Here is a 20,082-nt window from a genome sequence, read left to right as displayed (position 1 = left end):
TCCTGCGGATGGTCCGGGGCGTTCAGCCGTTGCCGGGAACGAAAGCGCCCGGGTTCGCGCATGCGCGGGCCCGGGCGTGGTAGCTGGCAAGGGAAACCGGCCGGCGCGTGGCCGGCCGGCCACGGCCGATCAGCCGTTCTTCTTGTCGTTGTCGTCGACTTCCTCGAACTCGGCGTCGACCACGTCGTCGCCCTGCTGCTGGCCACCGGCTTCCCCGGAGGCTTCGGCCGCCCCGGCGTCACCGCCCTGCTGCGCGTAGGCCTTCTCGGCGATCTTGCCGGAGGCTTCGGTCAGCTTCTGCGTGGCCTGCTCGATCGCCTCGGCGTCGTCGCCTTCCATCGCGGTCTTGACCTCGCTCACCGCCGACTCGATCTCGGAGCGTTCCTCGTCGGAGACCTGATCGCCCAGATCACTGAGCGACTTCTCGGCGGAGTGCACCATCGCATCGGCCTGGTTGCGCGCCTGCACCAGCTGCTGGAACTTCTTGTCCTCTTCGGCATGGGCCTCGGCGTCCTTGACCATCTGCTCGACCTCGTCCTCGGACAGGCCGGAGGAGGCCTTGATGACGATCTTGTTCTCCTTGCCGGTCGCCTTGTCCTTGGCCGAGACGTTCAGGATGCCGTTGGAGTCGATGTCGAAGGTGACCTCGATCTGCGGAACGCCGCGCGGCGCGGCCGGGATGTCCTGCAGGTCGAAGCGGCCCAGCGACTTGTTGGCGCTGGCCATGTCGCGCTCACCCTGCAGCACGTGCACGGTCACCGCGGTCTGGTTGTCCTCGGCGGTGGAGAACACCTGCTGCGCCCGGGTCGGGATGGTGGTGTTCTTCTCGATCAGCTTGGTCATCACGCCGCCCATGGTCTCGATGCCCAGCGACAGCGGGGTCACGTCCAGCAGCAGCACGTCCTTGACGTCGCCGCCCAGCACGCCGGCCTGCACCGCGGCGCCGACCGCGACCGCCTCGTCCGGGTTCACGTCCTTGCGCGCATCCTTGCCGAAGAAGCCGGAGACCGCTTCCTGCACCTTGGGCATGCGGGTCTGACCGCCGACCAGGATCACGTCGTCCACCTCGGAGGCGGACAGGCCGGCGTCTTTCAGGGCGACCTTGCAGGGCTCGATGGAGCGCTGGATCAGGTCCTCGACCAGGCTCTCCAGCTTGGCCCGGGTGACCTTGATCGCCAGGTGCTTGGGCCCGGTATTGTCGGCCGTGATGTACGGCAGGTTGACCTCGGTCTGCTGCGCGGAGGACAGCTCGATCTTCGCCTTCTCGGCGGCTTCCTTCACGCGCTGCATGGCCAGCGGATCGCCCTTGATGTCGATGCCCTGGTCCTTCTTGAACTCGTCGGCCAGGTAGTCGATCAGGCGGTTGTCGAAGTCCTCGCCACCGAGGAAGGTATCGCCGTTGGTCGCCAGCACCTCGAACTGGTGCTCGCCATCCACCTCGGCGATCTCGATGATCGAGATGTCGAAGGTACCGCCACCCAGGTCGTACACCGCGATCTTGCGGTCACCGCGCTGCTTGTCCATGCCGTAGGCCAGCGAGGCGGCCGTCGGCTCGTTGATGATGCGCTTGACCTCCAGCCCGGCGATCTTGCCGGCGTCCTTGGTCGCCTGGCGCTGCGAGTCGTTGAAGTAGGCCGGCACGGTGATGACCGCTTCGGTCACCTCTTCCCCGAGGTAATCCTCGGCGGTCTTCTTCATCTTCTGCAGCACGCGCGCGGAGATCTCCGGCGGGGCCATCTTCTTGCCCTGCACCTCGACCCAGGCGTCGCCGTTGTCGGCCTTGACGATGCTGTAGGACACCAGATCGATGTCCTTCTGCACTTCGCCTTCGTCGAACTTGCGGCCGATCAGACGCTTGGCCGCGAAGATCGTGTTCTGCGGGTTGGTCACCGCCTGGCGCTTGGCCGCCTGGCCGACGAGCACCTCGCCGTCTTCACTGAAGGCGACGATGGACGGCGTGGTGCGCGCGCCCTCGGCGTTCTCGATGACCTTGGCCTGGTCGCCTTCCATCACGGCGACGCAGGAGTTGGTGGTCCCGAGGTCGATTCCGATCATCTTGCCCATGGCTGAATTCTCCTGAAATTGAAAGTTCGCGGCACAGGGGACGCCCTGCCCGTTTGTACGGTGATCTGGGGGCCGTGGCGGCCTTTTCAACCGCCCCGGCCGGAATTCGTGACCGGCGAGTGGTCAGGCGTTCTCGTCGATGCCCGGGGAACTGGGCGCCTTCGAGACCATGACCATCGCCGGACGCAGGACCCGGTCCTGCAGCATGTAACCCTTCTGCATGGTCGCGACCACGGTGTTCGGCGGCTGCTCGGGATCCTCCTGCATCGACATCGCCTGATGGCGCTCCGGATCGAAACGCTCGCCGGTGGGCTCCTCGGCCTGGATGCCGAACTTGTCGAAGACCTTGTGCAGGTTCTTGAGGGTCAGGTCCACGCCCTCGATGACGCGGTCCACGTCCTGCGACTCGCGCGCGGCCTGCAGCCCCATCTCCAGGGAATCACAGACCTCCAGCATCTCGGAGGCGAATTTCTCCATCGCATACTTGTGCGCGTTCTCCAGCTCGCGTTCGAAGCGCCGGCGCTGGTTCTCCAGTTCGGCCTGCGCACGCAGAGCCTGATCGCGCCGCTCCTCGGCCAGCGCCTCCAGCTCCTGGATGCGGTCGGCCTCGCCGGCCGCCGCGGCCGCTTCCTGCTCCTCGGGGGAGGGCGACTCCTGCGCTTCGTTTTCGGGGGTTTCCCGGGATTCCGGCTGTTCGGACATGCTTCCCTCGCGTTCGTATCGAGTGTTGTTCGGACGGGCGCCGCCTGTCGCCGGCGCACAAGCAGGAAGGCGGGGCTCGCGGCCCCGCCTTCACGGTGTTTACTGGGAGTCTGGGGATTCCCCGCGCACATTCAAGGCCGAGCCCAGCAATCGTGCGGTGACGTCCACGATAGGCACGACCCGGTCGTAGGACATGCGCGTCGGGCCGATCACGCCCAGCACACCGACCACCTCGCCGTCCACGCTGTAGGGCGCGGTCACCACCGAGCAGTTCTCGAACCAGTCGAGGCCGGATTCGCGGCCGATAAAGATCTGCACCCGGTCGCCACGGATGCACTGGTCGAGGATGCCGAGGATCTCGCGCTTCTCGTTGAACGCTTCCAGCAGCTGCCGCAGGCGCTCCATGTCGGCAAGTTCCTCGTAGCCCAGCAGCTGGGTCTGGCCGGCCACGACGACATCGTCGGGGTCCTCGTCGCCCAGCGCCTGTTCGCCCAGGTCGATGGCGGCCAGCATCTGCGCGTCCAGGTCGTCGCGCACCTCGCGCATTTCCCGCAGGAGTTCGGCGCGCACCGTGTGCAGGCTCTTCCCGGCGAGATGCGCGTTGAGATAATTGGCCATGCGCTGCAGATCGTCCTGGCTGAAGTCCCGCTCCAGTTCGAGGACACGATTCTGCACCTCGCGGCCGTCGATCACCAGGATCGCCAGCACCCGGCCCTCGCCCAGGCGCAGGAATTCGATCTGCGACAACGCGACGTTGCGATGCCGTGGCAGCCGCACCATCCCGGCCATGCGCGTCACCTGGGACAGCACGCTGCTGGCGCTGTCCAGCAGGTCCTGGGTGGAGGCGCCGGGATCGAAGCGCGATTCGATCGCATCGATCTGCTCGCGACTGGGCTTGCGCACCTCCAGCAGGCTGTCGACGAACAGCCGGTAGCCGGCGGTGGTCGGAACCCGCCCGGCCGAGGTGTGCGGCGCCTGGATCAGGCCACGATCCTCGAGATCGGCCATCACGTTGCGCACCGTCGCGGCGCTCACCTTGAGGCCCGATGCGCGCGCGAGGTTGCGGGACCCCACCGGCTGACCGTCGCTGATATAGCTCTCGATCAGCGTCCGCAGCAGGGTCCGCTCGCGGGAATCGAGCTGGATCGACGAGTCATTCATGCTGGTATCAGCGCTCCTTCCGGACGAGTGCCACAACCGTCCAAGTTTTCGGGGGCGTTGCGCCAGCGTCAAGCGGCTGGATGCAGGACCACCCCGTTTTCCGGATAATGCCGGCATGATGCCAGAGTTCAAGACCGTCGGCCTGATCGGCAAGGCCAACGACCCGCGCACCGCTCCGCTGGTGGACCGGCTGGTGCAGCTGCTGTGCGAGCGCGAGCGACACATACTGATGGAGGCCGACATCGAGGGTTTCCAGCGCCCGGCCGATGTACCGATCCGGCCGGTCGGCGAGCTGGCGCGCGAAGCCGACCTGCTGATCGTGATCGGCGGCGACGGCACCCTGCTGGCGACCGCCCGGGTCACCGCCGGGATCGGCACGCCGCTGCTGGGGATCAATCTCGGCCGCCTGGGCTTCCTGGTCGACGTATCCCCCGATACCGCGCCGGAGGAACTGGGGGAGGTCCTGGACGGCGCCTACGTGCTGGAACCGCGCTCCATGCTGGAGGCCGAAGTGGTGCGCGACGGCGTGACCGTGCACACCGGGGTCGCGGTCAACGACGCCGTGCTGCACGTACTCAGCGTGGTGCGCATCATCGAGTTCGACACCACCATCGATGGCGTGGACGTCGGGCGCCTGCGGGCCGACGGGCTGGTGGTAGCCACACCCACCGGCTCCACCGCCTACGCCCTGTCGGCCGGCGGCCCCATCCTCACCCCGCAGATGGACGGCATGGTGATCGTCCCGGTCGCGCCGCACAGCCTGAACCACCGCCCGCTGGTGGTAGGCGGTGATTCGGTCATCGAGATCCAGCTGTCCCCCGACAGCCGCTCGCCGGCACAGGTCGCGCTGGACGGTCAGGAGAACGTCGACTTCGGGCCCGGCGACCGCCTGCGCATCCGCCGCCGCGAATACGGCATGACCCTGATCCACCCGCACAACCACCAGTTCTTGCGCATGCTGCGCTCCAAGCTGCGCTGGGGAGAACAGCCCTGACATGCTGCGCCTGATCCACATCCGCGATTTCGCCATCGTCGACGAACTCGAACTCGAGCTCGACGACGGCCTCAACGCCCTGACCGGCGAGACCGGCGCCGGCAAGTCCATCCTGGTCGACGTGGTCGGCCTGCTGCTGGGCGACCGGGCCGACGCTTCCATGGTGCGCGAGGGCGCCGAACAGGCGGAACTGGGGGCCGAATGCGAACTCCCGGACAACAGCCCGGCGCATGCCTGGCTCGCCGAGGCCGGCCTGGCCGGCGAGGACGGCGACCCACTCCTGCTGCGGCGCGTGCTCACGCGCCAGGGCAAGAGCCGCGCCTGGATCAACGGGCGCCCCGCGACCGTCACCCAGCTGCGGGAACTGGGCCAATGGCTGGTCGACATCCACGGGCAGCATGCCCATCAGCAGCTGCTCGGGCGCGATACCCAGCGGGCCTGGCTCGACGGCTTTGTCGAGGCGCCCCTGCGCCACGCAGTCACCACGGCTTTCCAGCAATGGCGCGAGGCCCGCAGCGCCCTGGAAAAGGCCCGCGCGGAACTGGCCGAGGCCGGCGACCGGCTGGACCTGCTGCGCTTTCAGACCGGCGAACTGGCCGAACTGGCGCCGGAGCCCGACGAATACCCCGAGCTATCCACCGAACAGAGCCGGCTGGCGCACGGCACCGAGGTCCTGCAGGCCCTCCAGGCCGCCGACGACACCATCGGCGAGGACAACGGGCTGGATGCCCTCCTCGGCCAGATGCTGCACCGGCTGCAGGAGGCGGCCCGCCATGACAACCGCCTGCAGCCCGGGATCGAGCTGCTGGAATCGGCCCGCATCCAGATCGACGAGGCCGGAGACACCCTGCGCCGTCTGGCCGAGGACATCGACCCCGACCCGCAGCGCCTGGCGGAGCTGGATACGCGACTGGGGGAATACCTGCGTCTGGCGCGCAAGCACCGGATGGAACCGGAGGAACTGCCCGGGCTGCAACGGCGTCTGATGGACGAACTGGAGCGTCTGGAATCCGGAGACCGCACGGTAGAAGAACTGGAAACCCGGGCCGCACAGACGCGTTCCGCGCTGGAGGACGCCGCGGCGGAACTCACCCGCGCACGCGAACAGGCCGCGCGGCGCATCGAGACCGCTGTCACCGAAACCATGCAGGAACTGGGCATGGCCGGCGGGCGCTTCGAGATCGCCGTGGAACCCGACGACGAACCCCGCGCCCACGGCGCCGACCGGGTGGAATTCCGCGTCGCCGCCAACCCCGGCCAGACCCCGCAGCCACTGGCCCGGGTGGCATCGGGCGGCGAACTGTCACGTATCGGCCTGGCCCTGCAGGTGCTCGCGAGCCAGCAGCAGACCGTGCCCACCCTGATCTTCGACGAGGTCGATTCGGGCATCAGCGGCGCGGTGGCCGAGGTCGTCGGGCGCAAGCTGCGGCGACTGGGGGAACGCCATCAGGTGCTGTGCGTCACCCACCTCGCGCAGGTCGCCGCGCAGGCCCATCATCAGCTGGAAGTGGCCAAGACCACGGCCGAGGATCACACCTGCACTGGCATCCGCCGCCTGGATCACGAGGACCGGGTGGACGCCCTGGCCCGTCTGATCGGCGGCAGCGCCCTCACCGAGAGCAGTCGCGCCCACGCACGGGAGCTGCTGGAAACGCCCGGCGATTGATCCCCGCTCCCGGGGGAGAAGGTTCAGGCGGGGCGGCGAGGGCAGGCCTCGTCGCTGCAGTCGCCGTACAACACCAGGGCATGATCCCGGATCGAAAACCCATGGTCACTGGCGATCTTCTGCTGGCGCTGCTCGATGGTCTCGTCGTAGAACTCCTCGACCCGCCCGCACTGGTTGCAGACGATGTGGTCGTGATGACCGCCACGCTCCAGCTCGAATACCGCCTGATTGCCTTCCAGATGCAGCCGGCACACCAGGCCCGCGGCCTCGAACTGGGTGAGCACGCGATACACGGTGGCCAGGCCGATCTCCTCGCCGGAATCCAGCAGCTCGCGGTAGATCGCCTCGGCCGTGAGGTGCCGCGTCTCCGACTGATCCAGGATCTCCAGGATCTTCATCCGCGGCAGCGTGACTTTCAGGCCGGCCTTCTTGAGATTGCTCGTTTCCATGCACGATCCCTGCATCGCGTCGGGCTCCGGGCATTGAGAGCCACCGGATGCTTTGGTGTACCATGCGCGTTTCCAGACTCGTTCAAGGTCCCGCGCGCTTGATGTACAAGATTCTCATTACTATCGCGGTCGCCGCAAGCACGCTTACCGCGTGCAGTGGCTTTAACCAGTTCCGTCTCGACGTGCAGCAGGGCAACGTGATCGACGCCACCGACGTCGCGCGCGTCCAGCCCGGCATGACGCCCGGCCAGGTGCGTTTCCTGCTGGGGACGCCGCAACTGGACGCGGCCTTCAAGAGCGAGGACCGCTGGGATTACGTCTATTATCGGCGTCCGGGGATCGGCCCCACCGAACGCCAGCGCGTGAGCGTGTATTTCCAGGACGGCGTGGTCGCCTACATCGACTCCGACGTGCCGCAGCCGGTCGCCCTGGAGGACCACCCGGTGGACATGGACGACTGAGGGAGACGAGCGAGCTGCGTCACCGGGGTCACGCCTCCCCGCCCTTTTCTTTCGTCTTGCCCTTGCCGGCGCGCTGGCGCCGGACCTCCTTCGGATCCGCGATCAGCGGCCGATAGACCTCCACCCGGTCGCGCGGCCGCAGCACGGTATCGCGGCGGGTAATCTTGCCGAAGATGCCGACCTTCGCATTGTCCAGATCGATCTCCGGAAATTGCCGGTCGATCTCGGACTGGCGCAGCGCCTGCTCCACGGTCGTTCCGGGCGAGACCTCCAGCGCAAGGATCACCTGACGGTCGGGCCGCGCATAGGCGACCTCGACCGTCATCGGCCCCTCGCCGCCATCGTCTGCCTCAGCCATTCCCGTGCACCTCCTGCGCGCGACGGACGAAGGCGTCCACCAGGGAGTTGGCGATCTGGTGGAACACCGGTCCGATGGCGAACGACATCAGCCGGCTGGCGAACTCGAATTCCAGCTCCAGCGAGATACGCGTGCCGCCGCCCTCCAGCTCGGTGAAGCGCCAGGTACCGTGCAGGCGCTGGAACGGCCCCTTCACCAGACGGATGTCGATGGACTCCGGCCGCCGCAGCGTGTTGCGGGTGGTGAAGGACTTGTGCAGCGCCCCCTTGGCAAGCTCGATGGTGCCCTCCACCTGGGTCTCGGTCCGGTTGCGTGCGGACGCGCTGCGACAGCCCGGCAGGAATTCCGGGTAGGCGTCGATGTCGTCCACCAGGTCGAACATCTGTTCGCGCGAATGCGGTACGTCGGCCGAACGCTGGATCTTCGAGCCCATCAGATCAGCTCCACCGCACGCAGGAACACCAGCAGGATCGCGACCGGCGCGACGAAACGCACCAGGAAGTACCACAGCCCGAACAGCGCCGGGGAGCGCATCGCCAGCTCCGCACTCACCGACCCGCGAGTCATGCGCCAGCCGGCGAACACGGCAATCAGGAATCCGCCCAGCGGCAGCAGGATGTTCGCGGTCAGGTAGTCGAGGAAATCGAGTACGCCCATGTCGAACAGGGTGTAGTCCGACCAGACGTTGAGCGACAGCAGCGCGGCGAGCCCCAGAGTCCATGCCGCGATCGCCAGCACCGTGGTCGCGGCCACCCGCGTCATGCCCACGGTTTCCACCAGCCAGGCCACGGCCGGCTCGGCGATCGAGATCGCCGAGGTCCAGGCCGCGAAGCTCAAGAGAATGAAGAACACCGTGCCGAAGATCAGCCCGCCGGGCATCTCGCCGAAGGCCAGCGGCAGGGTCACGAAGATCAGCCCCGGCCCCTCGCCCGGCGACAGTCCGGCGCCCAGCACGATCGGGAAGATCGCCAGCCCGGCCACGATCGCGACCAGGGTATCCGCCCCCACGACCACCCCGGCGGTGCGCGGGATGGAGGCGTCGCTCTGCAGATAGCTGCCGTAGATCATGATCGCCCCCATGCCCAGGCTCAGGGTGAAGAAGGCCTGCCCCATGGCCAGCAGCACCGCGTTGGCCGACAGCTCGGAGAAGTCCGGCGCCAGCATGAACGCCAGGCCCTCGGCGAAGTTGCCCTGCACCACCGCGTAGCCGACCATCACCAGCAGCATCACGAACAGCAGCGGCATGAGGATGGTCACGGCCTTCTCCAGCCCCGACTGCACCCCGCGCGCGACCACAATGCCCACCATCACCATGAAGATGGTGTGCCAGGCCAGCAGCGCCTCGGGCGATGCCAGCATGCCGTCGAACATCGCCTCGGAGCCCCCGGCGTCCAGGCCGACAAAGCCGCCCGCCCCGCTCTTGAAGATGTACGACAGGGCCCAGCCCGCGACCACCGAGTAGAACGACAGGATCAGGAAACCGGTCACCACGCCGATCCAGCCGATGGACGACCAGCCGGCCGACACCCCTTCCTCGCGCGACAGGCTGGTCATGGTGTTGATCGGCGACTGCCGCCCGCGACGGCCCAGCATGATCTCGGCGATCATCACCGGCAGGCCAATGAGCAATATGCAGCCCAGATACACCAGCACGAAGGCGCCACCGCCGTTCTCGCCGGCGATGTAGGGGAAACGCCAGATATTCCCGAGCCCGACGGCCGAGCCCGTCGCCGCGAGGATGAAGGCCAGACGGGTGGTCCATTGACCATGGATCGATGCGGTGGGTGGCATGCGGATCTCCGTGTTTTTGCCCGTGGATTGTGAGCCAAGGCCGGCCGGCACTCAACTGAGTGCCGGTCCATGGATGCCCGACGTTGACGCCTGGAGTACACTCCGCCCCCATGGGCAAGAAGAAGAAAACCGCCGGGGACGGCTCCAGTACCATCGCGCTCAACCGCCGCGCGCGTCACGACTACCACATCGAGGACCGGCTGGAAGCCGGGCTGGCCCTCGAGGGCTGGGAGGTCAAGTCGCTGCGGGCCGGCCGCGCACAGATCAGCGAGGCCTATGTCCTGCTGCGCAACGGCGAGGCATACCTGTTCGGCGCCCATTTCACCCCGTTGCCCACCGCCTCCACGCACATCAATCCGGATCCGAGCCGCACGCGCAAGCTCCTGCTGCACCGCTCCGAGATCAACCGACTGATCGGTGCGGTGGAACGCCGCGGCTTCACCCTGGTCCCGCTGGCCCTGTACTGGAAACGCGGTCGGGCCAAAGTGGAGATCGGCCTGGCCAAGGGCAAAAAGTCCTACGACAAGCGCGCCGACAAGAAGGAAAAGGACTGGCAGCGCGAACGCGCGCGCATCATGAAGAACGGCTGACGCGGCCTCACTCGCGGGCCGCGCGCCAGCGGCAGGCACCCCCGGCCGCCTCGTCCAGCACCGCCAGCAGCTCGGCATGGGCGGCCGCCTCCTCCGCCGACGGCTCCACGACCGGCAGGGGCTGCCCCGACCGCCGCGCCCGCGCCGGCGCCTGATCCCCCGCATCCTGCTCGCTGTCGCTGTCCAGGGTCAGGCTCACCTGCCCGCCGGTCATCGCCAGGTAGACATCGGCGAGCAGCTCCGCGTCCAGCAGCGCGCCGTGCAGCGTCCGGTCCGAGGCATCCACCCCGTAGCGCTTGCACAGCGCGTCCAGCGAATTGCGGCTGCCCGGATGCATGCGCCGCGCCAGCACCAGCGAATCCAGCACCCCGCAGATCTCGCCGATGGAGCCCGCCGGCGCCTGCTCGCCCAGCAGCGCCAGCTCGTGATCGAGGAAGCCGATGTCGAACGGGGCGTTGTGAATCACCAGTTCCGCCCCGCGCACGAACTCCACGAATTCCCCGGCCAGATCGGCGAAACGCGGCTTGTCCGCGAGAAACTCGTTGTCGATCCCGTGCACCGCCACCGCACCGGCGTCGATCTCCCGGTCCGGCTGGATATAGTGATGCCACACCCGGCCGGTCGGCCGGCGATTGTCCACCTCCAGACAGCCGATCTCGATGATGCGGTGCCCGTCCGCCGGTTCCAGGCCGGTGGTCTCGGTGTCCAGCACGATCTGGCGCATGTTGCGTTCCCTTCGGTTCGGTCGTCCCGCGGATGGCTCAGCTGGCCGCCCCGCTCAGGAGTTCATCGATGCCGGCATTCGCCAGCTCGTCGGCGCGTTCGTTCTCCGGGTGCCCGCTGTGGCCGCGGACCCAGTACCACTCGATCGAATGGCGCGCCGCCTCGGCATCCAGGGCCTCCCAAAGATCCCGGTTCTTCACCGGCTGGCCGCTGGCCGAGCGCCAGTTGCGCCGTTTCCAGCCGGGCAGCCATTCGGTCACGCCCTGCTTCACGTACTTGGAATCGGTGACCAGCTCCACCCGGCAGGGCCGCTGCAGGGTCTCCAGCGCCCGGATGGCCGCGGTCAGCTCCATGCGGTTGTTGGTGGTCTCGGCCTCGCTGCCGTACAGCTCGCGCTCGTGCCCGCGGTAGCGCAGCACCGCCCCCCAGCCGCCGGGACCGGGGTTGCCGCGGCAGGCGCCGTCGGTATAGATGTACACCTGCTCGTCGTCGTCACTCATTGCCGTCCCTCGTTCGGCCGCGTTCGCCGGCGCATGATACGCGCGAAACGGCCACGCCGGGAGCACCCGTCGGCGGCGCGAAGCGCAGCGCACGTGCCGGCCGCAGGGGCTCCTCCACCCGCTTGTGCGCGATGGTCAGGATGACCCCGGCCAGCGGGGGAAGTCCACGCAGGGCCCAGCGGTCCAGTCGTGCCAGCCGGCGCTGCCAGGCCACCGACAGGCCGGGCGGCAGCACGCTGAGATTCCACTGCTCCAGCACCTCCAGGCCGGCGGCCGCCAGCATCCCGCGGTAGCGCACGCTGCGCAGCCCCTCGGGCAGTGGGGACGGCCAGAGGCCCGCCTCCGGATCGCCGTGCAGCCGGTTGGCCTCCAGCATGAACAGATGCCCCTCGGGCTCCAGCACCCGGGCAGCCTCGTTGACCACCACCTGCGGCTCCGGACTCCAGCTGCAGGGATGGCCCAGCACGATGATCCGTGCCCCGGCGGATTCCAGCGCCCAGGCCTCCGGATCGATCCGGACCTGCGCCCCCGGATCCGCCACGCGCAGCACCCGTGCCTGATCCGGGGCGTCGGGATCCATCAACGGCGCCGGCGCCAGCTCCACCGCGACGTTCAGCGGGCTCCCGGTCGCGTGGCGGCGCATGCGGTCCAGCAGGCGCGCGCGCACCCGCTGGCCCTGAGGCTGGGCATACCACCGGGCGAGGCAATCGCGTGCGCGTGCTTGGTGCTCCGGGTTGGCTGGTTTATCCTTCGTCCCCATGAAACTTCGATGCCCCGCTGTCCCCGTTCGCCCGCTGGCCCTCGCCGTTACCGTGGCCCTGTTCTCCGGTTGTAGCCTACACGACCGCGAGCGGTCACTGGATACCGCCGACACCGGTACCGGGAGTCCGGCCGAGGCGCGTACGCCACAGGCGCGCACCTACGACACCGAAGACGTCGAATCCGCCATGCAGCGCCAGGCCGAAAAGGCGGAAAAGCGTGCTGCCGAAACCGACGACCTGTGGGAACGTGCCCGACTGAACTACGGTTTCAGCGACGAACTCGACCACGATCGCGTCCAGCGTTATCTCGACCATTATCGCGATCAGCCGCGGATCATCGAACTCTCCACGCGGCGGGCCGAACCCTTCGCCTATTTTATCCTGTCGGAGCTCGAGGCTCGCGACATGCCGGCGGAACTCCTGCTGCTTCCCATCGTGGAGAGCGGCTATGCCCCGGAAGCCACCTCCAGTGGACGTGCCGCCGGGATCTGGCAGTTCATACCGTCCACCGGGGATCATTTCGACCTGCACCGCGACGACTGGTACGACGGCCGGCGCGACGTCTACCAGTCGACCCTGGCGGCACTCGACTATCTCGAATACCTGCATTCCCGCTTCGACGACTGGTACCTCGCCCTGGCCGCCTACAACTGGGGCCAGGGGAACGTCCGCCGGGCGATGGATGCCAATGCCGCGCAGGGCCGCGACACCGACTACTGGAGCCTCGACCTGCCGGCCGAACCGCATGCCTACGTTCCCCGCCTGCTGGCCCTGCGCGAGCTGTTCCGCGCCCCGGATGAACACGGCGTGACCCTGACCCCCGTGGCCAACGAACCGGCACTCGAGATCATCCGCCCGGAACGCCAGGCGGATCTGGCCCTGGTCGCGGACATGGCCGAGCTGGACCGCGCCGAGCTGGAACGCCTGAACCCCGGCTACCACCGGCACGCCACGCATCCCGAACATGCGCGGCACCTGTTCGTGCCGGCCGAAGCCGCGGACCGTCTGGAAACCGCGCTGGCGGAACACGGCGACGATCCGCTGCTGCGTTTCCGCGAATACACCGTGCGCGCGGGCGACAACCTCGGCCGTATCGCACGCGACGCCGGCACCGAGGTCGCGGTCGTACGGCAGATGAACGATCTCAATGGCGACCTGATTCGCGCGGGCCAGACCCTGCGCCTGCCAGTGGGCGGGGACGACGCCGGGGCCACCACCGCCGTCGCCGAGGCCGGCGATGCGGATTCACTGACGGAATACGAAGTCCGCCGCGGCGACAGCCTCTGGACCATCAGCCAGTCCACCGGCATGAGCCTGAGCGAACTGCGCCGGGTCAACGACCTCGGGCGCGACACCACCCTGCAGCCCGGGGATGTACTCCAGGTCGCGGCGGCACACGGCGATGAAGGCACGGTGCAGTACGAGGTCCGCCCGGGGGATTCGCTGTCCGGCATCGCCCGGCGCTTCGAGGTCTCGGTGGACGACGTGCGGCGCTGGAACGGCCTTAACGGCGACCGCATCCGCGCCGGCGAGACCCTGGTCCTGCACATCGAGCGCGACGATGACGCGACCGTGGCCCGCGCGGACACCTGACGCGCTGGCCCGACCCGGGGCACATCGGTATGATCCCGGAAACACGCGTCCGCGACGCCAATCGCATCAAACCAGCAAGGAGAGTTTCATGGGCTTTCTCACCGGCAAGCGCGCCCTGGTCGTCGGGGTCGCCAGCAACCGTTCCATCGCCTATGGCATCGCCGCGGCGCTGCACCGGGAGGGCGCGGAGCTGGCCTTCACCTATCAGAACGAACGGATGCGCGACCGCGTGGAAAAACTGGTCGCCGATTTCGACTCGGACATCCTGATCCCCTGCAACGTCGAGAGTGACGAAGAGATCGAACAGGTCTTCGAACACCTGGACGACTACTGGGACGGCGTCGACATTCTGGTTCACTCCGTGGCCTATGCGCCCAAGGAGGAACTGGACGGCGATTTCCTCGACAACATGACGCGCGACGGCTTTCGCACCGCGCATGATGTCAGCTCCTACTCGCTGGCGGCCTTCGCCAAGGCCGGACGCGCGATGATGAAGGATCGCGATGCCTCCATCCTGACGCTCAGCTACCTGGGCGCCCAGCGATCCATGCCCAACTACAACGTGATGGGTCTGGCGAAGGCGAGCCTCGAAGCGAATGTCCGCTATCTGGCCTACACCCTCGGTCCGGAGGGCACCCGCGTGAACGCCGTCTCCGCCGGCCCCATCCGCACCCTCGCGGCATCCGGGATCGGGGATTTCAAGCGCATCCTCGACCATGTCGAGAGCAACGCCCCGCTGCGGCGCAACGTCACCATTGATCAGGTTGGCAATGCCGGGGCGTTCCTGTGCTCCGACCTGGCCTCCGGAATCACCGGCGAGGTGATGTACGTCGACTCCGGCTACAACACCGTCGGCCTCGGCCAGCACGAGATCGGCCTCGACAGCTAGGCCACGCACGGGCGGCCTGCCAGCCGTTTCGTTCGGAACCCGAAAAAAGGCCCGGCCAGATGACTGGCCGGGCCTTTTTTGTCCGCGAGCGGGCGACCTGCCGCCGCCCGACTCTTTCCCTGCTTCCTCTACTCCAGGTTCTCCGGATACCGCTGAATATCCGCCTCGGCCTCCAGCCACGCCAGATAGGCACGCATCTCGGCACCGCCGTAGGCGTTGCGCAGCTGATCGCGGGCCTGCTGGCGCAGAGCCGGGTCCTCCTGCATGCCCCCGGCCTGCACCGCCTCCAGGGCCACCACGGCAAAGTCACCACCGGACAGCGTCAGGCCCGCCAGCCGCGGTGCGTCCTCCTCGGCTGCGGCCAGACGGAACACCGGTGCCACCAGGCCGTCCGGCACGTCACCGTCGCGGGTATCCCGGCGCAGCTCGCGCGAGCGCGTCCAGCTGCCCTCGTCTTCGATGGCGGCCGCCCAGTCGTCGGCCTCGCGCAGATCTTCCAGCAGGGCCTCGCCGGCTTCGCGCGCCGCGTCGGCGGCCGCTTCGGCCTGCAGCCGGGCCCGAATCTCGTCCTCGACCTCGGCCAGAGGACGCAGCTCCGCCTCTTCCCGCTCGGCCACGCGCAGCACGATCGTCGAGCCATCATCAAGATCCAGCGCATCGCTGTTCTCTCCGCGCTCGCGCACCCGCTCGCCGAAGGCCGCATCGCGCACGGAACGCGAGTCCGCGATCCCGCTGCCCAAGTTGCGGGTGAACCAGTCGCTCGTGCGGATCTCCAGCCCGGTCGCCTCGGCCGCGGGCTCCAGACTTTCCGGGAACTCGACACTCAGCGACATCAGGTCGTCCAGCGCATCGATCTGCATCTGCTCGGCACGCCGGTCGCGCAGGTCGGATTCCACGTCGTCACGCACCTGCTCCAGCGGCTGTGCGCGGGCATCCTCGACCGCAGTCACCTGGATGATGTACCAGCCCTGATCGGTCCGCACCGGCTGGCTCACCATCCCCTCGGGCAGACTGAAAATCACCGTCTCCAGGGTCGACGATCCCAGATCCCCGCGGGCCAGCTCACCCATGCGTCCGCCCCGCGGCGCGCTCAGGGAGTCCTCGGAGTATTCCTCGGCAAGCTCTGCAAAATCTTCGCCGTCCTCGACCCGTTGATGCAGCTCGCCAATCCGTGCCTCGGCGTCATCCTCGTCCGCCAGGCGAATGACCCGGACATCACGCAGTTCCGGTTCCTCGTAACGCGACCGGTTGGCACGGTAGTGCTCCTCGATGTCTTCCTCGCTCAGCTCGACGGCCTCTTCCAGCGATGCCGGATCGAGCTGAAGATACTCCACCCGCAGACGCTCTTCGGTCGTGAACTCGTCCGGATTCGCCTCGTAGTACGCCTCAACGGCGTCCTCATCCACCACGCCGGGGCGATCGAAGTCTTCCGCCGCGAACACCCGCCAGCTCACCGTGCGCACCTGATTGCGCAGCGCGGCGTACTCGTCCACCAGGGCTTCATCGAAACGCCCCGACTCGCGAATCCCGGTCTGGATCTGCGACATCACCAGCGAGCGACCGATGTCATCCTCGAAATCCGCGGGGCTGATGCGCTGGGCCGACAACAATTGCGAATAGCGCTCGGCACTGAACTGCCCGCCCTCCTGAAACACCGGCATCGCACGGATCTCGCGGCGCACGGATTCGCTGGCGGCGGTAAACCCGAGATCAGCAGCCGCCTGACGCAACAGGGTCTCGCGAATCAGGCTCTCCAGCGCCTGCAGCCGAATCCCCTCGTCGTCGAATTCGTCCGGGATCTCGCCGCCGAACATGCGGCGGAGCTCATCACGCTGGGCGCGCGCCTCCTGATGCACGGACCGGGTATCGATGTCCACGCCGTCGACCTCGGCAGCCACGATGTCGCCGGCTCCGCCGAAGTATTCGCCCACGCCCCACAGGGCGAAGGGGACCGCGATCAGGCCGATGATTACGTAGGCGAGCCAGCCGGTCGCCCGATCTCGAATTGCTTGCAGCATGCTGGTTTTGTCCGTTCGGGTTCAGCAGGAAAAACAGATCAATGGTAGCAGGCGCGTCCTCCGCCGTCTGTCGGACGCACCAACAAAAAAGGCGCCCCGGAGGGCGCCTTTCGAAATATGGCGGAGCGGACGGGACTCGAACCCGCGACCCCCGGCGTGACAGGCCGGTATTCTAACCAACTGAACTACCGCTCCGTATTCTTTTCAGCGCAGCCGAATCGAGCAGGTCTGCGCCTGGTGGGTGCTGACGGATTCGAACCGCCGACATTCGCCTTGTAAGGGCGACGCTCTACCAACTGAGCTAAGCACCCGGTAAAGCTCTTTAGTTTACCCGATCCTTCAACGCTTTGCCAGCCTTGAAACCGGGCGTTTTCGACGCGGCGATCTGAATCGTCTCGCCGGTGCGCGGGTTGCGCCCCGTGCGCGCCTCACGCTCGCGGACGAGGAACGTCCCGAAGCCAACCAATGATACCTGATCACCCTTGGCAAGGGAATCCCCGATTACGCTGACCATGGCATCGACCACCTTGCCGGCCTGAGCCTTGGGAACATCGGCTTCCGCGGCGATCGCGTCGATCAATTCGGATTTATTCATGAAACGGTTCCTTATCGTTTTGGTGACTCGGGCGTGCAGCCGGCAGAGCCAAGCTTACAACAATCCGGGCCGATGCCGCCACGGCCTGTGCAGGGAACGGGAATGGGTTCGACAGCCGGATCCGGACAATGCGATCAGGGTTATAGCAAGGCTGCGAAAATGGTGTCAAACGCCGGTCGCCGCTCCCTGCGACCGGCTCGACAAAAGCCCTCTCCCCCGGGCCCTCTCCCCCGGGTGTGCGGACCGATCAGTGATGCCGGACTCGACCACGCCCCCGCGACGGTTTCTTCTTGCCGGAGACGACTTCTTCGGCGGGCTCCTCGCCCTCCGCCGGCTCGCCGGTACGGGCTTCCGGCATCTCGGCCAGGGCGACTTCCAGCACCTCGTCGATCCAGCGCACCGGGCGAATATCCAGCTTCTGCTTGATGTTCTTCGGGATATCCACCAGATCCTTCTCGTTTTCCTCGGGGATCAGGACCGTACGGATACCCCCGCGATGCGCCGCCAGCAGTTTCTCCTTGAGCCCGCCGATCGGCAGCACCTGCCCGCGGAGGGTGATCTCGCCGGTCATGGCCACATCGGCACGCACGGGGATGTCGGTCAGGGCGGAAACGATGGCCGTGCACATACCGATACCTGCAGACGGTCCGTCCTTGGGCGTGGCCCCCTCGGGAACGTGGATGTGGAGGTCCTTGTTCTCGTGGAAATTCTCTTCCAGACCGAGGGCGGCAGCGCGGGACCGGACCACTGTCAGCGCGGCGTGGATGGACTCCTGCATCACGTCCCCCAGCTTGCCGGTCTGCTGGGTCTTGCCCTTGCCGGGCACCGCCGAGGCCTCAATGGTCAGCAGTTCACCGCCCACCTCGGTCCACGCCAGCCCGGTAACCTGGCCGACCCGGTCGGCCTCGTCGGCCTGGCCGAAGCGGTAGCGCCGGACACCCAGGTACTTGTCCAGGGTCTTGGGCGTCACCGAAGTCATGCGGTCGGCGTCTCTGCCCTTCGACAGGGTGCGCTGCTTGACCACCTTGCGGCAGATCTTGGCGATCTCGCGCTCCAGCGCACGCACCCCGGCCTCGCGGGTGTAGTAGCGGACCACGTCGCGCACCGCCGCATCGGAGATGTTGATTTCGCCCTTCTTCAGACCATTGGTCTTGATCTGCTTGGGGATCAGGTAGGTGTGCGCGATGTTGACCTTTTCGTCCTCGGTGTAGCCGGACAAGCGGATCACTTCCATGCGGTCCAGCAGCGGCCCGGGGATGTGCATGCTGTTGGCCGTGGCCACGAACATCACGTCCGAGAGATCGAAGTCCACCTCCAGGTAGTGGTCACTGAAGGTGTGGTTCTGTTCCGGATCCAGTACCTCGAGCATCGCCGAGGCCGGATCGCCACGGAAATCCATGGCCATCTTGTCGATCTCGTCGAGCAGAAACAGCGGGTTGCGCACCCCGACCTTGGACAGGTTCTGGATGATCTTGCCCGGGAGCGACCCGATATAGGTGCGCCGGTGACCGCGGATCTCGGCCTCGTCACGCACCCCGCCCAGCGCCATGCGCATGAACTTGCGGTTGGTGGCCCGCGCGATGGACTGCCCCAGCGAGGTCTTGCCGACGCCGGGCGGCCCCACCAGACACAGGATCGGGCCCTTCAGCTTGCGCACGCGCGACTGCACGGCGAGGTATTCCAGGATGCGCTGCTTGACCTCTTCCAGCCCGTAGTGATCCTCGTTGAGGATCTTCTCGGCACGCTTGAGATCCTTGGAGACGCGGGTCTTCTTCTTCCACGGCAGCGACACCAGCCAGTCGATGTAGCTGCGCACCACCGTGGCCTCGGCGGACATCGGCGACATCATCTTGAGCTTGTTGAGCTCGGCGGTCGCCTTCTTCTTCGCCTCTTCGGACATCCCGGCGTTTTCGATCTTTTCCGCCAGGTCCTCCTGCTCGTTGGGTGCGTCCTCGAGGTCGCCCAGCTCCTTCTGAATGGCCTTCATCTGCTCATTCAGGTAGTACTCGCGCTGGGACTTCTCCATCTGCTGCTTCACGCGGCCGCGGATCTTCTTCTCGATCTGCAGCACGTCCATCTCGCCCTCGATCTTGGCGACCAGATGCTCCAGGCGCTCGCGCACGTTGGCGATCTCGAGGACCTGCTGCTTCTCCTCGAGCTTCAGCGACATGTGCGCGGCGATGGTGTCGGCCAGACGCGAGGTGTCGTCGATCCCGGCGAGCGAGGTCAGGATCTCGGGCGGGACCTTCTTGTTCAGCTTGATGTACTGCTCGAACTGGTTCAGCGCGGAGCGCCCGAGGACCTCGAGTTCCTTGTCCTCGGTATCGAATTCCTCGTCGATCAGCTTGATGTCGGAGACGAAGTAGTCTTCTTCCTGCTCGGGATCCCCGGTGGTGGAGACATCCATCACGCGGGCACGCTGCGCGCCTTCCACCAGCACCTTGATGGTGCCGTCGGGCAGGCGCAGGAGCTGGAGGATGTTGCCGAGGGTCCCGATCTCGTGGAGATCCCCGGCGTCGGGTTCGTCCACCTCGGCGCTCTTCTGCGCGACCAGGAGGACCTGCTTGTTCTCTGCCATCGCCGAATCCAGCGCGCGAATCGATTTCTCGCGCCCGACGAACAGCGGAATGACCATGTGCGGATACACCACGACATCGCGCAGCGGCAGCACCGCAACGCGCTTGACGGGCGATTCCACCTCGTTCTGGGAAGGACGGTCGTCGGTCATGTGGCCCCCTCAGGGCTGGGCGAATGTAGGGGGGAAATG

General features: G+C 67.0%; 19 protein-coding genes and 2 tRNA genes. 6 read left to right on the top strand and 15 right to left on the bottom strand.

Annotated elements, in window-relative coordinates; translation table 11 throughout:
• Nucleotides 1-129 precede the first annotated feature (129 nt).
• From dnaK to hrcA, 3 genes are all read right to left on the bottom strand, one after another.
• Entirely contained in the window at nt 130-2,064 is a 1,935-nt protein-coding gene (dnaK, locus tag B1A74_RS02395; protein ID WP_077243664.1) for a molecular chaperone DnaK, read from the bottom strand.
• Between the two features lie 123 nt (nt 2,065-2,187).
• Nucleotides 2,188-2,766 (bottom strand): nucleotide exchange factor GrpE, encoded by a 579-nt coding sequence (gene grpE / locus B1A74_RS02390; protein WP_018869988.1) that lies wholly within the window; start codon nt 2,764-2,766, stop codon nt 2,188-2,190.
• 99 nt (nt 2,767-2,865) lie between these two features.
• Nucleotides 2,866-3,927: a heat-inducible transcriptional repressor HrcA gene (hrcA, locus tag B1A74_RS02385; RefSeq protein ID WP_077243663.1), complete on the bottom strand. Its 1,062-nt coding sequence runs from the start codon at nt 3,925-3,927 to the stop codon at nt 2,866-2,868.
• A 115-nt stretch (nt 3,928-4,042) separates the two neighbouring features.
• Here hrcA and B1A74_RS02380 point away from each other — a divergent pair, with 115 nt between their 5' ends.
• Nucleotides 4,043-4,921 (top strand): NAD(+) kinase, encoded by an 879-nt coding sequence (locus tag B1A74_RS02380; RefSeq protein WP_077243662.1) that lies wholly within the window; start codon nt 4,043-4,045, stop codon nt 4,919-4,921.
• 1 nt (nt 4,922) lies between these two features.
• Nucleotides 4,923-6,587, top strand: a complete 1,665-nt coding sequence (recN, locus tag B1A74_RS02375; RefSeq protein ID WP_018946384.1) for a DNA repair protein RecN — start codon at nt 4,923-4,925, stop codon at nt 6,585-6,587.
• A 23-nt stretch (nt 6,588-6,610) separates the two neighbouring features.
• Here recN and fur read toward each other — a convergent pair whose 3' ends face one another.
• Nucleotides 6,611-7,036: a ferric iron uptake transcriptional regulator gene (gene fur, locus B1A74_RS02370; protein ID WP_018946385.1), complete on the bottom strand. Its 426-nt coding sequence runs from the start codon at nt 7,034-7,036 to the stop codon at nt 6,611-6,613.
• Between the two features lie 101 nt (nt 7,037-7,137).
• Between fur and B1A74_RS02365 the strand changes: the two genes are divergently transcribed.
• Complete coding sequence (locus tag B1A74_RS02365) at nt 7,138-7,497, top strand: outer membrane protein assembly factor BamE (protein WP_018869993.1); 360 nt, start codon at nt 7,138-7,140, stop codon at nt 7,495-7,497.
• A gap of 28 nt (nt 7,498-7,525) precedes the next feature.
• Here the strand turns inward: B1A74_RS02365 and B1A74_RS02360 are convergent, their stop codons facing one another.
• Genes B1A74_RS02360 through B1A74_RS02350 form a run of 3 tightly spaced genes read right to left on the bottom strand, consistent with a single transcriptional unit; the run spans nt 7,526 to nt 9,646 of the window.
• Nucleotides 7,526-7,855: an RnfH family protein gene (locus tag B1A74_RS02360; protein ID WP_018946386.1), complete on the bottom strand. Its 330-nt coding sequence runs from the start codon at nt 7,853-7,855 to the stop codon at nt 7,526-7,528.
• Nucleotides 7,848-8,288, bottom strand: a complete 441-nt coding sequence (locus B1A74_RS02355; RefSeq protein ID WP_018946387.1) for a type II toxin-antitoxin system RatA family toxin — start codon at nt 8,286-8,288, stop codon at nt 7,848-7,850. Before B1A74_RS02355 ends, B1A74_RS02360 begins: the two co-directional genes overlap by 8 nt.
• Entirely contained in the window at nt 8,288-9,646 is a 1,359-nt protein-coding gene (locus B1A74_RS02350; RefSeq protein ID WP_018946388.1) for a sodium-dependent transporter, read from the bottom strand. The genes B1A74_RS02355 and B1A74_RS02350 overlap by 1 nt, the downstream gene beginning before the upstream one ends.
• 110 nt (nt 9,647-9,756) lie before the next feature.
• On the opposite strand from B1A74_RS02350, the gene smpB reads away from it, so the two are divergent.
• Entirely contained in the window at nt 9,757-10,236 is a 480-nt protein-coding gene (smpB, locus tag B1A74_RS02345; RefSeq protein ID WP_024328995.1) for an SsrA-binding protein SmpB, read from the top strand.
• A gap of 7 nt (nt 10,237-10,243) precedes the next feature.
• Here the strand turns inward: smpB and dnaQ are convergent, their stop codons facing one another.
• Genes dnaQ through B1A74_RS02330 form a run of 3 tightly spaced genes read right to left on the bottom strand, consistent with a single transcriptional unit; the run spans nt 10,244 to nt 12,126 of the window.
• Nucleotides 10,244-10,960, bottom strand: a complete 717-nt coding sequence (gene dnaQ, locus B1A74_RS02340) for a DNA polymerase III subunit epsilon (protein ID WP_018946390.1) — start codon at nt 10,958-10,960, stop codon at nt 10,244-10,246.
• A gap of 37 nt (nt 10,961-10,997) precedes the next feature.
• Nucleotides 10,998-11,459, bottom strand: a complete 462-nt coding sequence (rnhA, locus tag B1A74_RS02335) for a ribonuclease HI (protein WP_018946391.1) — start codon at nt 11,457-11,459, stop codon at nt 10,998-11,000.
• The gene (locus B1A74_RS02330) at nt 11,452-12,126 is read right to left on the bottom strand and encodes a hypothetical protein (protein WP_077243661.1); all 675 of its coding nucleotides are present in this window, start codon (nt 12,124-12,126) and stop codon (nt 11,452-11,454) included. The genes rnhA and B1A74_RS02330 overlap by 8 nt, the downstream gene beginning before the upstream one ends.
• Nucleotides 12,127-12,217: 91 nt before the next feature.
• Here B1A74_RS02330 and B1A74_RS02325 point away from each other — a divergent pair, with 91 nt between their 5' ends.
• Together B1A74_RS02325 and B1A74_RS02320 are read left to right on the top strand one after the other, a co-directional pair.
• Nucleotides 12,218-13,813 carry a lytic transglycosylase gene (locus tag B1A74_RS02325; protein WP_077243660.1) on the top strand — a complete coding sequence of 532 codons (1,596 nt, stop codon included), beginning with the start codon at nt 12,218-12,220 and terminating at the stop codon, nt 13,811-13,813.
• A gap of 88 nt (nt 13,814-13,901) precedes the next feature.
• Nucleotides 13,902-14,702 (top strand): enoyl-ACP reductase FabI, encoded by an 801-nt coding sequence (locus tag B1A74_RS02320; protein ID WP_018870002.1) that lies wholly within the window; start codon nt 13,902-13,904, stop codon nt 14,700-14,702.
• Between the two features lie 128 nt (nt 14,703-14,830).
• Here B1A74_RS02320 and B1A74_RS02315 read toward each other — a convergent pair whose 3' ends face one another.
• The 5 genes from B1A74_RS02315 to lon form a co-directional block, all read right to left on the bottom strand.
• Complete coding sequence (locus B1A74_RS02315) at nt 14,831-16,720, bottom strand: SurA N-terminal domain-containing protein (RefSeq protein WP_077243659.1); 1,890 nt, start codon at nt 16,718-16,720, stop codon at nt 14,831-14,833.
• A 118-nt stretch (nt 16,721-16,838) separates the two neighbouring features.
• Nucleotides 16,839-16,915 (bottom strand) — tRNA-Asp (locus B1A74_RS02310).
• Nucleotides 16,916-16,955: 40 nt separating this feature from the next.
• A tRNA-Val gene (locus B1A74_RS02305) sits at nt 16,956-17,031 on the bottom strand.
• Nucleotides 17,032-17,042: 11 nt separating this feature from the next.
• A complete protein-coding gene (locus B1A74_RS02300) occupies nt 17,043-17,330 on the bottom strand; it encodes an HU family DNA-binding protein (RefSeq protein ID WP_255349426.1) in 288 nt (95 codons plus the stop codon).
• Between the two features lie 232 nt (nt 17,331-17,562).
• A complete protein-coding gene (gene lon, locus B1A74_RS02295; RefSeq protein ID WP_018946395.1) occupies nt 17,563-20,043 on the bottom strand; it encodes an endopeptidase La in 2,481 nt (826 codons plus the stop codon).
• Nucleotides 20,044-20,082: the final 39 nt, after the last annotated feature.

Origin of the sequence: Thioalkalivibrio halophilus, assembly GCF_001995255.1 — a bacterium.
Classification (GTDB): Bacteria; Pseudomonadota; Gammaproteobacteria; order Ectothiorhodospirales; family Ectothiorhodospiraceae; genus Thioalkalivibrio; species Thioalkalivibrio halophilus.
This window is presented reverse-complemented; position numbering and strand designations above follow the sequence as displayed.

What these genes read in the sequence shown, in the direction of transcription:
- dnaK (WP_077243664.1), bottom strand. Translation starts at nt 2,064, where the DNA reads ATGGGCAAGATGATCGGAATCGACCTCGGGACCACCAACTCCTGCGTC.
- grpE (WP_018869988.1), bottom strand. Translation starts at nt 2,766, where the DNA reads ATGTCCGAACAGCCGGAATCCCGGGAAACCCCCGAAAACGAAGCGCAG.
- hrcA (WP_077243663.1), bottom strand. Translation starts at nt 3,927, where the DNA reads ATGAATGACTCGTCGATCCAGCTCGATTCCCGCGAGCGGACCCTGCTG.
- B1A74_RS02380 (WP_077243662.1), top strand. Translation starts at nt 4,043, where the DNA reads ATGATGCCAGAGTTCAAGACCGTCGGCCTGATCGGCAAGGCCAACGAC.
- recN (WP_018946384.1), top strand. Translation starts at nt 4,923, where the DNA reads ATGCTGCGCCTGATCCACATCCGCGATTTCGCCATCGTCGACGAACTC.
- fur (WP_018946385.1), bottom strand. Translation starts at nt 7,036, where the DNA reads ATGGAAACGAGCAATCTCAAGAAGGCCGGCCTGAAAGTCACGCTGCCG.
- B1A74_RS02365 (WP_018869993.1), top strand. Translation starts at nt 7,138, where the DNA reads ATGTACAAGATTCTCATTACTATCGCGGTCGCCGCAAGCACGCTTACC.
- B1A74_RS02360 (WP_018946386.1), bottom strand. Translation starts at nt 7,855, where the DNA reads ATGGCTGAGGCAGACGATGGCGGCGAGGGGCCGATGACGGTCGAGGTC.
- B1A74_RS02355 (WP_018946387.1), bottom strand. Translation starts at nt 8,288, where the DNA reads ATGGGCTCGAAGATCCAGCGTTCGGCCGACGTACCGCATTCGCGCGAA.
- B1A74_RS02350 (WP_018946388.1), bottom strand. Translation starts at nt 9,646, where the DNA reads ATGCCACCCACCGCATCGATCCATGGTCAATGGACCACCCGTCTGGCC.
- smpB (WP_024328995.1), top strand. Translation starts at nt 9,757, where the DNA reads ATGGGCAAGAAGAAGAAAACCGCCGGGGACGGCTCCAGTACCATCGCG.
- dnaQ (WP_018946390.1), bottom strand. Translation starts at nt 10,960, where the DNA reads ATGCGCCAGATCGTGCTGGACACCGAGACCACCGGCCTGGAACCGGCG.
- rnhA (WP_018946391.1), bottom strand. Translation starts at nt 11,459, where the DNA reads ATGAGTGACGACGACGAGCAGGTGTACATCTATACCGACGGCGCCTGC.
- B1A74_RS02325 (WP_077243660.1), top strand. Translation starts at nt 12,218, where the DNA reads ATGAAACTTCGATGCCCCGCTGTCCCCGTTCGCCCGCTGGCCCTCGCC.
- B1A74_RS02320 (WP_018870002.1), top strand. Translation starts at nt 13,902, where the DNA reads ATGGGCTTTCTCACCGGCAAGCGCGCCCTGGTCGTCGGGGTCGCCAGC.
- B1A74_RS02315 (WP_077243659.1), bottom strand. Translation starts at nt 16,720, where the DNA reads ATGCTGCAAGCAATTCGAGATCGGGCGACCGGCTGGCTCGCCTACGTA.
- lon (WP_018946395.1), bottom strand. Translation starts at nt 20,043, where the DNA reads ATGACCGACGACCGTCCTTCCCAGAACGAGGTGGAATCGCCCGTCAAG.